General features: G+C 61.6%; 12 protein-coding genes and 1 tRNA gene. 11 read left to right on the top strand and 2 right to left on the bottom strand.

The annotated features are described in order from the left end of the window. Positions 1-488 precede the first annotated feature (488 nt). Positions 489-833: a hypothetical protein gene (locus tag ACYOEI_RS33125; protein WP_462854275.1), complete on the top strand. Its 345-nt coding sequence runs from the start codon at positions 489-491 to the stop codon at positions 831-833. Beyond that, complete coding sequence (locus tag ACYOEI_RS33120) at positions 823-1,248, top strand: DUF7689 domain-containing protein (protein ID WP_462854274.1); 426 nt, start codon at positions 823-825, stop codon at positions 1,246-1,248. Before ACYOEI_RS33125 ends, ACYOEI_RS33120 begins: the two co-directional genes overlap by 11 nt. 75 nt (positions 1,249-1,323) lie before the next feature. Here ACYOEI_RS33120 and ACYOEI_RS33115 read toward each other — a convergent pair whose 3' ends face one another. Next, positions 1,324-1,779 (bottom strand): hypothetical protein, encoded by a 456-nt coding sequence (locus tag ACYOEI_RS33115; protein WP_462854273.1) that lies wholly within the window; start codon positions 1,777-1,779, stop codon positions 1,324-1,326. A 153-nt stretch (positions 1,780-1,932) separates the two neighbouring features. Here ACYOEI_RS33115 and ACYOEI_RS33110 point away from each other — a divergent pair, with 153 nt between their 5' ends. From ACYOEI_RS33110 to ACYOEI_RS33090, 5 genes are read left to right on the top strand one after another with little or no spacing between them, the layout of a single operon-like run. Beyond that, a complete protein-coding gene (locus ACYOEI_RS33110; protein ID WP_462854272.1) occupies positions 1,933-2,292 on the top strand; it encodes a helix-turn-helix domain-containing protein in 360 nt (119 codons plus the stop codon). Positions 2,293-2,305: 13 nt separating this feature from the next. Then, positions 2,306-3,226: a PD-(D/E)XK nuclease family protein gene (locus tag ACYOEI_RS33105; RefSeq protein ID WP_462854270.1), complete on the top strand. Its 921-nt coding sequence runs from the start codon at positions 2,306-2,308 to the stop codon at positions 3,224-3,226. After that, complete coding sequence (locus ACYOEI_RS33100; protein ID WP_462854268.1) at positions 3,223-5,601, top strand: hypothetical protein; 2,379 nt, start codon at positions 3,223-3,225, stop codon at positions 5,599-5,601. Before ACYOEI_RS33105 ends, ACYOEI_RS33100 begins: the two co-directional genes overlap by 4 nt. A gap of 2 nt (positions 5,602-5,603) precedes the next feature. Then, positions 5,604-6,032 (top strand): hypothetical protein, encoded by a 429-nt coding sequence (locus tag ACYOEI_RS33095; RefSeq protein WP_462854266.1) that lies wholly within the window; start codon positions 5,604-5,606, stop codon positions 6,030-6,032. 5 nt (positions 6,033-6,037) lie between these two features. Further along, complete coding sequence (locus ACYOEI_RS33090) at positions 6,038-7,177, top strand: hypothetical protein (protein ID WP_462854264.1); 1,140 nt, start codon at positions 6,038-6,040, stop codon at positions 7,175-7,177. Positions 7,178-7,475: 298 nt separating this feature from the next. On the opposite strand, the gene ACYOEI_RS33085 is transcribed toward ACYOEI_RS33090, so the two are convergent. Further along, positions 7,476-7,548: transfer RNA gene (locus ACYOEI_RS33085), tRNA-Glu, on the bottom strand. 106 nt (positions 7,549-7,654) lie between these two features. Here ACYOEI_RS33085 and ACYOEI_RS33080 point away from each other — a divergent pair. The 4 genes from ACYOEI_RS33080 to malQ all read left to right on the top strand — a co-directional run bounded on the left by ACYOEI_RS33080 (position 7,655) and on the right by malQ (position 11,655). Beyond that, on the top strand, positions 7,655-8,443 hold the full coding sequence (locus tag ACYOEI_RS33080) for an alpha/beta fold hydrolase (RefSeq protein WP_462854263.1): 789 nt from the start codon (positions 7,655-7,657) through the stop codon (positions 8,441-8,443). Positions 8,444-8,542: 99 nt separating this feature from the next. Beyond that, positions 8,543-8,770 carry a hypothetical protein gene (locus ACYOEI_RS33075; protein WP_462854261.1) on the top strand — a complete coding sequence of 76 codons (228 nt, stop codon included), beginning with the start codon at positions 8,543-8,545 and terminating at the stop codon, positions 8,768-8,770. Between the two features lies 1 nt (position 8,771). Next, the gene (locus ACYOEI_RS33070) at positions 8,772-10,073 is read left to right on the top strand and encodes a MauE/DoxX family redox-associated membrane protein (RefSeq protein ID WP_462854260.1); all 1,302 of its coding nucleotides are present in this window, start codon (positions 8,772-8,774) and stop codon (positions 10,071-10,073) included. A 1-nt stretch (position 10,074) separates the two neighbouring features. Further along, entirely contained in the window at positions 10,075-11,655 is a 1,581-nt protein-coding gene (malQ, locus tag ACYOEI_RS33065; RefSeq protein ID WP_462854259.1) for a 4-alpha-glucanotransferase, read from the top strand. The last annotated feature ends 99 nt before the right edge of the window (positions 11,656-11,754 follow it).

Genomic DNA, 11,754 nt, shown 5'->3' with positions numbered 1-11,754 from the left:
GGTGGGCTACTGGGCGAAAGCCCGAATTGAAGTCGAGGGGCCCATGGGTGACCCCGAGGGATCCCCTGGAAAATACCCTTTGGTCAGAAGTCATGACTCGGATTTGTGCTAGATAGCCTCGAGGCGCACAGAGCAAGGGGCAGGACTTTCGTCCTGCCCCTTGCCCTGTGATCAGTACCCCCACGGGGACTCGAACCCCGGTCCCTAGGCTGAGAACCTAGATCTATCACACTTCGGGTACGCTTCAAACACAGGGCGTTTGGGCTGTAAGTGCATTCTATCAAAGGGTTACGCCGAAATCAACAGGGCGAATACATGGGAATTCGATGGGCTTTGCAGGGGCAGTGCTGTGATAGATTTGTGATAGATTTCGGGCGGGGTTCTCCGCCCACGGGTCCGTCTTGGGGCATTCGGCCCACCGCGTTAGAATGGGGCCAGGCTCGGGCAATCGCCCGTGACGGATGTCCGCGTGCAAGGAGTGCACGGTCATGTCGAAGACTCCATCTCCGCCGCGACCGGCGACCGAAGGGCTGAGCGTCGCGGAACGATTCCAGCGGCTGGCCGCCGAATGGAAGCGGGATTCCCGCTACCTCTCGAATTCGGCCCAGATGGCCATGCTCAAGCCCTACCAGCGAATCATCGGGATGGGAACTCCGGTCGTGCCCCTCATCCTCGAGGAGTTGCGCCGCGAGCCGGACCAGTGGTTCTGGGCCCTCGAAGCGATCACCGAGCAGAACCCCGTCCCGCCCGATGACATGGGCAAAGTGCGCCTGATGGCCCAGGCCTGGGTCCAGTGGGGCGAACGTCAGGGTGTCATCGGCCATGGAAGCTGACGTGAATTTCCCCCGCCTGACGCCCGAGAACCACCGGGTCACCAGCCCGGCGATGATCGACTACAACTGCATCGCCTGGGCGGCCGAGGACACCGAGAGGTGGTGGCAACCGGGTGTCTTCTGGCCAATCGAGTCGCCCCCCGACGACTACGGCATCGGCATCCTGGAAGCCGCGTTCAAGTCGTTCGGCTTCGAATCCTGCGACGGGGAGGAATCCGAACCGGGATTCGAGAAGATCGCGATCTACGGCAACAACCTGCTTTACACGCATGCATCCAGGCAATTGCCGACCGGGAAGTGGACGAGCAAGCTCGGCAAGTCGGCAGACATCGAGCACGATACCCCGGACGTCGTCGCGGGCGGAGTCTACGGCGAGGTCGTCGAGATCATGCGACGGCCGGCAAGATCCGAGTGACCCAAGAGACATTGATGGGCTTGGGATTCGAACGGATGGTCATTCTCTCATCCGGACGAACTGGGCTGACAATCATCAGACCGCCGGAACCTTCACGGCCAGGTCGATGATCCGCCCATTCCGCCGGTCGGCGACCATGCAACCAGTCAGGGCTTGCATGCGAACCGCGAATCCCTCGCCCCTCGCAGCGTCTTCCCGGCCATGCCAGGGGACGACCACGTAGCCATCCCGGCGGCTGATCTTCAGGCCTGGGAACTCGGCGGCCACCTGGTCGAGAACAATAAGGTCGAGGGGGCTGGTCGCGACAGCCCTCCGTCCCCGAAGGGCCTCGTGGTCCAGGTGTCCGACGGTCAATTCGTGGATCATCTCCGGTGTCCCTCCTTTGGGCCGCATGGCGCGAAGGATGTGCCGAGCATAGGCGTACCAGCGCCCATCCTGATCGTGATGGGCATACCACTTGAAGGCCGAGACAATCGGCCAATCTTCCTCGTCGATGATGGCCACGCGGCCCTGGGTAAGCTCATTCTCCATCCGCCGATGCTAGCGCGGTTCGCCGAATTGTTCAACAATTGATTGCCTGGGGGGCGTAACAAAAAAACGTTTTTGCTGTTGACTTCAAGTCAACACGGAATAACAATCTTCGATTAGAGCCTCGGTGAATTCTTGAGGCGAATGAGGGTTTCCATGACTTTTGGCGAACGACTGAGAGAGCTGAGGCAAAACAAAGGGATGACCCTTCGCGGCCTCGCGGACGCGACCGGGTTGAGCTTTACCTACCTATCGAAAATTGAGACCGGTAAGGTCCCATACACACCGTCAGTGGACAAAATCCGCGACCTCGCCGACGCACTCGCCGTGGATTCACTCGAGCTTCTTCAGGCGGCCGACAAGGTGCCACCGGAGATAGCGGAGCTTACAGGCAGTCCGCAGGCCAGGCGGTTTATCGAGCGAGCGCGCGAAATCGCCTCGCCGGGCGATTGGGAAGTGCTTCTTGATGTGCTCGAAGAGCGTCGTGCGAAGCGCGAAAAGGGAAACCCCGACTGAGTGGGAGGCGGTCTTGGACTGGTCGTTCAGCGCGGACAAGTGCTTCCGAAGGTGCCAGCGGCAATATTACTTCCGCGAGATCATGGCCTGTCACAACGCGAAGAAGGCCCCGGTCCGCCGCGAAGCCTTCCTTCTCAAGCAGGTGAAGGCGTTGGAGCTTTGGAGGGGCCTCGTGGTTCACGAGGCGATACAGCATTTCGTCATCCCTCGCTGGGAGCGGAATGAGCGGGTCGACTGGGATTCCGTAAGCGACGAGGCGGTCGGCATGGCCGTTCGCCAGTTCGAGTTTTCAGCGGGTCGTAGGTACCGCGAGGAGGGGCTATCGAAGTCAGCCTTCCCGCGCGAATATTGTGCACTCGCGATCCATGAGGCTGGCGGAGTGGTCAAGCCCGAGGAGATTGACCGCATCCATGAGGAAATCCGAGCATCTTTTCGTAATCTTTCCGCGATGACCGAACTGCTCGCCCATGCGAGCCGTCGGCAAAAATATTGGGCCGAAATTCCGTTAACTTTTAAATTCGACGACGTGAACATACAGGCACGCGTTGACCTTCTTTTCTTTCGCGGATTTGGCGAGCCCACGATCGTCGAGTGGAAAACGTACGACGGCCTCGCCGATAGCGACGCGCATTTGCAAACGGCACTCTACGCCTGGCTACTTTGCCGGAGCGGAAGTTGGCGAGTCACAAACCCTTCGTCCGTCGAGAGGTTCGAGGTACAGCTCTTGAAAGGCGAGGTGCACAGGCACCTCCCGGTCGAGAGCGATTTCGCCGAGCTCGAGGACAGGATTTATCAGAGTATCGACGAAATCCGCTCCCTGTGCGGCTCCCATCGCTACGACGACCTGGATCTATCCGAATTCGCGTTCGCCGAGAATCCCAACAGTTGCAAGTACTGCGTCTTTCGGCGCATGTGCGAGGAGGGTTCCTTATGAGCGAACACGTGCTGAGCCTGTTCCCCGTAGAAAATCAGTCGGAACTGGAGGGTACATACCGTTTGGTCGAGATCCTCGGCGCATTCGAGGGCGGTAGCGATATCGATCAGGCGGATAAGAATCTGAATCTTCTCACCAAACAGCTTTCAATCACGGAACGTTGTCCGGTCGCCGTAGTCTCCGCCGAGGGCAAGAAACTGCTGGCGGTTCCCGGGGATACACGCCTTCGAACTCTGGAGTATTCGCTCGCGCCTCACGTAGTGACGCTCCGGCCGCGCGACGAGACCCACCAGCTCGTATTCGCCGCCGCCGCCGCATCGGAGAGACGTATCGCGACGCAGTTTCTCAACTTCTCCCTCCGTTCGCCGCTCTGGAATCAAGAGTGTCTGTGGAACCCGTATCCGTTCACATTCTTCAACAAGCGGCCGATCAATTACGAGGATCCCGGACGCGACATTGACGCCTTCCCCGGATTCAGTTTCCGACTGACCTTTCTGAATGATCAGCTTTACCTCGGCATCAAGCTCGCGACAAAGTACGTCGAGAGGGAGTGGATCAACCAACGTCGCGGACCGTCGGAGATTCGCGACCTGAAGATGCGGCATCTGCTCTATCACATGGGCCATCGGTGGTTCACTGTGCAGCTCGTAGGGATGGTCGGCAAGAGCATTTCCGAGGCTCGGTTCACGCCGGAAGGATCTACCGCCACCGACGTCTTCGCTTACACGGTCGACAAAACGAAGGCCGATCCACCGGAATGGATCAGGGACTTAGACCCGAATTCGCCCGCGATTTTTTACCGGTACACCAACAAAAGCGTTCAACGTTACGGGGCGGCGTCCCTTTGCAAATTGATGCTTAGGACGACCGACCCGCGGGTGCGGCCGTTCCATCGCTGGTCGATCATCCCGCCCGACGAGCGTTTCCAATACCTCAGCAAGATCGTGCGCAAGTATTTCTCGCACGCACGGTTCGCGGATGCGGCTGTTCAAATTGGGACGGCCCCGCTTCGAGCTGAAGGCCGGGTCTTCCCGATCCCGGCCATCCGTTTCGGCGGCGACAAGATCCTAAGCGTCGTCGGACGCTCCCAGGCCGACGGAATTTACCCGAACGTTCTCGGGCGAGAACGGATGAATCGTTTGCTCGACAGCTCGAACGGCTTAGCCGTTTCCCGACCTTTCGGGAATCAATACTTGCTCGTGCCAAAGGGCATCCCGCGTGAAATCGCCGAAGACTTCCGATCACGAATTGAACGAACGGTCACGCAGATGTCGCGCACGCCTTTCTCGATGAAGTCGGTGCTGTACGACGACTCGTCCAGGACGCTGAGGGATCAAGTCGAGTCCGTCGTGAAAATCCTGAACGCGAACTCGATCGACCAAGGGCACGGCATCCTGATGCTTCCGGCAAGGAGGCATCCTCAGCTTTACCATTTCGTCAAGCGGAAATTGCTGGATCGCATCCAGATGAAGTGCGTCGCGGAGGAGCGGCTTAGGTCATTTTATGCCCCAAGCTCCAATAACAGGGCGTCTGCCTTCCATCTAAGGAACGACCGGGAGCAGAATTTTGCCAGTTACCTTCGGTATACCGGACTCGGACTCCTGATCGTGAACCGACTCTGGCCTTGGGTCTTGGCATCGAAAACCAATTATGATGTTCATATCGGCATTGATGTACTAAACGGTAACGCCGCATTCTGTTTCCTTTATGAAGGCGGAAGGCGCTGCTTCGTCAGGGTCCATCCCTCGAAACAAAAGGAAAAGCTGAGCCGCCGCGATCTCTTCTCGACCCTTTATGAACATCTCAAAGTCGACCTCGTGGATTGCCCTTCTCCGGTGAATTCTATTCTCATCCATCGGGACGGGAAACTCTTCGAGCGAGAGTGGCAGGGCATCGGGGACGCGATCACCAAGCTGAAAGACGAGAAGCGTTTGGGTCCCGACACCTTCGTCGGCGCGATCGAAATCCAGAAGCACGATTCGCTCGGCCTCCGGCTCGTCCGCCGGTCCGGAAACATGGTCGTGAATCCCGACGTGGGCAGTTATTTCGCCACCGACAAGGTCGAGGCCATACTCTGCACGACGGGCGAGCCTTTCCGAATGCCCGGGACAGTCGATCCTCTGAAGGTCAGGGTCGCACGCGGACCTGTCGACCTCGACGCCGCAGCAGCAGACGTTTTTGACCTCTCCAACCTTTGCTGGATGGTGCCGGATCGCTGCATTCGGCTCCCGATCACACTAAAACTCTGTGACGACTTCCTGCGGTCAATCGCGGGCGGCACGGATGAAGACGAGGAGGACGTGGAAGATGACGAAACGCCGGACGAGGCCTTCGCGAGTCGGCTTGTCGGCGAGACCTCTCACAGGAGCAGTTAGTCATGAGCGATACGACGGCACTGTCTCACCAATACGCCACCCACTCCCGATTCGTCGAACAGCTAAACCGGTGGATCGGGATTGTTAGAAATCGGCGGGTGGCCTTCGCCGTGCAGGAAGACGAAGTTGATATGACGCCAGACGCTGCTCGGTCACAACTCGTCGCGGTACTGGAATCGGTGCTTGCGCGACTCTCGCCGGGGGATGAAGAAATTCATGATCGCTTCGATATTCCGGAAGAAGTGTTTCAACGTATCGAGATGGATCATCGGGGCGACCGGGACTGGTATATCCAAGACCTGAACAACGTCATCAGTTCTCTTCGCGCCGGCGGGATGGCTGATGATCAGACGTGGAAGATCCTCGACGAAATCGGCGACGCCGCAGATGCCGTGGCCACAGCATCCTTCCGAAGGCTGTGGAGGAGGTAAAAAAAGTGGCCGTCCTGCTCAAGAACTTGTTGTTTGACCTTCGTCAGAGGGCGAGTCACATCGACTCCGCCCTGCGTAGGCCCGGTACGGTCACGCTGCCCCCGATCGCGGATAACTACAGAAGCCGAATGTTGCGCACGCTGGACAGGGTGAGACAGAATATCGAGTCGCTGTCGTCCGACCCCGACTTGCTTGACCCTATGCACATCAGAAATAACTTCCGTGACTATAAAGTCCTCTCTCGGTTCGTCAGCGCGATCGAGTGGGGTCCGCTGGCGGCGATACGGAGGTTTTCGGAACCGGACGACGTGACCATGTCATTGATGACGGAGCGTATCTGTCAAGAGATTGGTTATCCGTTCGATACCCCCCTGTGCGTGGCCGGCTCCTATGGACACTACTCGACGTACGCCGACATGGATCTGATACTGGCTCCCTCGTCCGAACCGTTTCACCTCTTGGGCCTTTCCGACCTCTATCATGAACTGGGGCATATCATCTCGCTACGCGCGAAGCGAAGGATGATCGAGCCGTTTTCCGCAGTGATTGACGTACATTTTGACGGCGAGGTCAGGCGGGCGACTCAGGACGGGAGGCCACCAGCGTTCATTAAGAAGCTCGACGACTTGCGATTCTCATGGAACGAGTGGATTCTCGAGTTTATCGCCGACATCATTGCCGCCTATCTCACGGGCCCCGCATACGGATGGGCAAACGTCCGGCTTTGTATGAACATCCCTAGCGATGTGTTCGAGGCAAGCTCGAGCCACCCGGCAGACGACTCGCGCGCAACCGCGATCGATCTTGTTCTAGACACCCTCGGTTGCGATGCCGAGCGGGTCCGAATAGGAGGAATGTGGTCGGATTTTATCGCTCTGACCGGCCGCACGAGGCCGGGCGAATTCGACATCATATTCCCTCGTAGCCTTCTGATCCAACTTCGTGACTTCATCGTGAATGAATGTAGGATTCTAGGTCTTTCGCCTTGGACGCCAGTCAATCCAAATCCCGCCTCCATTCACATCACGAAGCTGTTGAGCGAGGCTTGGGTCGAATTCAATCGCGATCCCGATAATTTCGCCTCGTGGGAAGCCGATCGCATTAGAGAACTTACGTCGGAGGTCAGACTCAAAAAGGGGACATAACACAATAGCATAAGGATTGCATATAAATGTTTCGCCAAAATAATTTGCGCAGATCGAAATCGCAGGTGGACGCCTCTAGCGAGTCGAGGGGGTCTATGCGAGCCCTGACGGCCGAATCATCGAGGTGGGCTACTGGGCGAAAGCCCGAATTGAAGTCGAGGGGCCCATGGGTGACCCCGAGGGATCCCCTGGAAAATACCCTTTGGTCAGAAGTCATGACTCGGATTTGTGCTAGATAGCCTCGAGGCGCGCAGAGCAAGGGGCAGGACTTTCGTCCTGCCCCTTGCTCTGTGATCAGTACCCCCACGGGGACTCGAACCCCGGTCCCTAGGCTGAGAACCTAGTATCCTAGGCCGCTAGACGATGGGGGCCTTGCGACAGGACTATAATGACCCACGACGCGGGGTACGTCAAGTCCAGTGGGGACGGGTCGGCCCGGGAAATTGAAAAGGTTCTGTTTGGGGAAGAGAAGCGCGGATGCCCAGGATCATGGTCGAAGGTCGGGGGATGTTTTACGAGGAGTCGGGGAAGGGGGATCCGCTTGTCTTCCTCAGCGGGTTGGGGGGGGACCATCGGGCGTTTAGTGTGCCGCTCCGGCACTTCGGCACTCGGTATCGGGCGTTGGCGGTCGACGCGAGGGACGCTGGGCAGAGCGACCGTGCTGAGGGGCCGTATACGACGGCGGAGATCGCGGATGACGTCGCGGCGTGGCTCAGGGCTCTGGAGCTGTCGAAGGCGCACGTGGTGGGGCATTCGCTCGGAGGGTTGGTCGCGCAGGAGTTGGCGCTCCGGCATCCGGAGGCGGTGCGGAGCCTCGTGCTGGCCTCGACGCATGCGGGGGCGGATGACTGGCGGAAGGCGGTGATCGAGTCGTGGGTCGTCTTGAGGCGAAGGGTGGACGCGGCCGAGTTTACGAGGGCGACGCTGCCGTGGCTCGTCGCCGCGCCGTTCTATCGGAGTCCGGCACAGATCGAAGGGCTCGTGCGATTCGCCGAGCGGAATCCCTGGCCCCAGGACCCCGAGGCGTTCGCCAGGCAGGCGAAGGCCGCCGCGGAGCACGACGCGAGGGGGAGGCTCGGGGCGATCCGGGTCCCAACCCTCGTCCTGAGCGGGGCACTCGACCTCGTGAACCCGCCGAGGGTCGCCGAGGAGCTCGCCGGCTTGATCCCCGACGCTCGTCTGACTATCTTGCCGGAGGTGGGCCACTTGCCGCACATCGAAAACGGGACCGGGTTTCGGGACGCCCTCGCCGAATTCCTCGGCTGAGTGGGCTCGCGGTTCCGTCGTGTGTGTTACGTTTCGACACGACGGACCGGTGCCGGCGGCAAGGCGCCCCAGACTTCGAGCGACCCGGGAGGTCACCTCATGGCCACGGAAGAGGAACAGAAGCGGGCCTACAAGGCGTTCAAGAAGCGGCTCAAGCTGGCGAGGCTCGACGACGAGTCGGGCCTGAGTATGGGGAGTAAGAGGTCGGCGATTTCGGGGATCACTCCTCCCACCGGGCATCCCCAAGGGGTCTGGGAGGAGCTCGTCGCGCAGGGCAAACTCAAGCGAGAGGGGAGCGGGACGTATTCTCTCGCCGGGGAACTCTGAGGTGGCCCTCCCCGAACAGGCCGGAACCGACCCGGTCGAGCGGGCGGTGGCACGCCTGAGGGGGGCGCTCGGCCTCGCCACGATCCTGATGCTGGTCCTCTCGAAGACCCTCTGGGTCACGACGGACGCGTTCCCGCGCGTCCCGTTCCTCAAGGGGATCCCCGAGTTTCCGAGCGAGGCGTCGTGGGGGGTCTTCGCTCTCCTGATCGTCACGATCGCCGCGGCCGCGGTCGGGCTCGCCTGGAGGGCTTCGCTCGGGGTCAGCCTCGCGATCCTGGTCGTCCTGGTCCTGGGGGACCAACACCGGTTGCAGCCGTGGGTCTATCAGTACGCGGTGACGGCGGTTTTGCTCGCGACCCTGCCGAATGAGAAGGCCCTGGGATTCGTCCGGTGGTGGTATGCCTCGCTCTACCTGCATTCGGGGTTGTCGAAGCTCGACGTCTCGTTCGTCTATGAGATGGGACCGCTCTTCCTGAACACGATCGCCCGGTTGGTTGGCTTCTCGCCTGCGGCCTGGCCGCAAGCCTGGCGATCGGCCGCGATTGTGGCCATGCCAGGCTGGGAGATCGTGGTGGCGGCCTTGCTCGTGATCCCCGCAACGCGGAAGGTCGGGGTGGCCGGGGCGGTCGTGCTCCATACGACCCTCCTCGCGGTCCTCGGGCCGTTCGGACTGCGGCATAGCGGGATCGTCCTGGTCTGGAACGCGGCGATGATCGTCGAGGTCGTTTTCGCCTTCGGGCCGAGGCTGAACGCGGGCATTCTCCCCTCGGCGGCGGGTGTTCGATTCGGCCGAGCGGTCCGCTGGCTCTTCTGGGCGGGGGTGCTTTTACCCTTCGGCGAGCGAAGCGGCTGGCTCGATGCGTGGCCGTCGCATGCGCTGTACGCGAGCCACGTCGAACGGACCGAGGTTTACGTGCTCGAGGACGAGGATGAGGCGTGGCCGGAGGAGGTTCGGCGGCATCTTGGGAATGCGGGAGGAACCCCTTGGAGGCGGCTCGACCTGACGGCCTGGAGTCGCGAGGTGCGCGGGGTGCCGGTGTACCCCCAGGGGAGGGCCTGCAACGGCTTGGCCGAGGCACTCGCGGCGCGGTATGGTGGTCGCCGCCCGATCCGGGTCATCCAATGGGGTCGGGCCGAACGGTGGACGGGACGCCGGGATCGGATCGAGGTCATCGGACTCGACGCGATCCGAGGGCAGGGGGGGCGGTATCGGCTCAACGCCCACCCCGACGGAGGATTCTCACGCAGGGCCGAACGAACGGACGAACCGGCCCCGGTCCGGGGCCTTGAAGGAGCGCCTTGACGTGTTGCAGTTCCCCCGCGCCTGCGGAATCTTGCTCCATCCGACGTCGCTGCCCGGGTCCTTCGGGATCGGCGACCTAGGCCCCGCCGCCCACGACTTCGTCCGGTTCCTCGCCGAAGCCGGCCAGTGCTGGTGGCAAATCCTCCCGCTCGGGCCGACGGGCTTCGGGAACTCCCCGTATCAGTCGTATTCCTCGTACGCCGGCAACCCCCTCCTCATCAGCCCCGAGCGGCTCGTGGACGACGGCTGGCTCGACACCAAGGATCTGGAATCGTACCCGGCGCTTCCTTCGGAACACGTCGACTTCGACCTCGTCATCGAGGCGAAGGACGCCCTGCTCCGACGTGCCTTCCGCCGCTTCGACCGTAGCCACCTCGGGTTCGAGTCGTTCGTGGCGGACAACGCCCACTGGCTCGACGACTATGCGCTCTTCATGGCGTTCAAGGAGCGGTACGACGGCAAAGCCTGGTACGACTGGGATCCGGCGATCGTGTCGAGAGACCCGGAGGCGATCGCGGCCCATCGCGAGGAACTGGGCGAGGCGATCCTCTACGTCCAGTTCGTGCAGTACGCCTTCGCCCGCCAGTGGGAGGCGATTCGCAAGACTTGCGTCGAGCTCGGGATCCAACTGATCGGCGACCTGCCGATCTTCGTCGCGCAGGACAGCGCGGACGTCTGGGCCCGTCCCGACCTGTTCCAACTGGACGAGGCGGGACGCCCGCTCGTGGTCGCGGGAGTTCCCCCCGACTACTTCGCCGAGACCGGCCAGCTCTGGGGCAACCCGCTCTATCGCTGGGAAGCCCACGCGGCCGAGAAGTTCGCCTGGTGGATCGCCCGGATGAGGGCGGCGACGAACCGGGTCGACCTCGTCAGGCTCGACCATTTTCGGGGGTTCGAGGCGTACTGGGAAGTCCCCGCGGGCGACGAGACGGCGGCCGGCGGGCGCTGGGCCCTCGGGCCCGGGAGTGCTTTCCTCGAGGCCCTCCGCGAAGGGCTGGAAGGGCTGCCGATCATCGCCGAGGACCTGGGCGAGATCACCACCGAGGTCGAGGCCCTCCGCGACCGGTTCGAGCTGCCGGGGATGCGCGTGCTCCAGTTCGGGTTCGGGAGCGACCCCGGCTGCGAGATCCACCTCCCGCATAAATACATCAATCATTGTGTCGCTTACACGGGGACGCACGACAACGACACCACGGTCGGCTGGTTCCACGCCGAGCCCGGCGAGACCACGCAGACACCGGAAGAGATCGCGGCCGAGCGGTCGTTCGCCCTGCGGTATCTCGGGACGAACGGCGACGAGGTCCACTGGGACATGATCCGGGTGGCGATGGCGTCGGTGGCCGACACGGTCATCTTCCCGCTCCAGGACCTCCTCGGGCTCGGCGGCGAGGCCCGGATGAACGTGCCGGGGCAGGCGAAGGGGAACTGGGGCTGGCGGTTCCCGTTGGCGCAGCTCGACCCCAAGATCGCCGCCCGACTGGCCGACATGACCGCCGTCTACGGCCGATGGAACGGGGATCCACCCACTCCGTATCGCATCTATCGCCATGCGACCGTCGAGACGCCGACGGCCGGGCGTTGAGGCCGATTCCCCGGTAGCGGGGTGACTTCGCCCTCCGATTCGGGTTTATTAGCACCGCGGAGCCCGGTGGCGCGAGGGGACCGTACCCTCCGCTTCGCC

The organism is Singulisphaera rosea (genome assembly GCF_054877945.1).
This window is presented reverse-complemented; position numbering and strand designations above follow the sequence as displayed.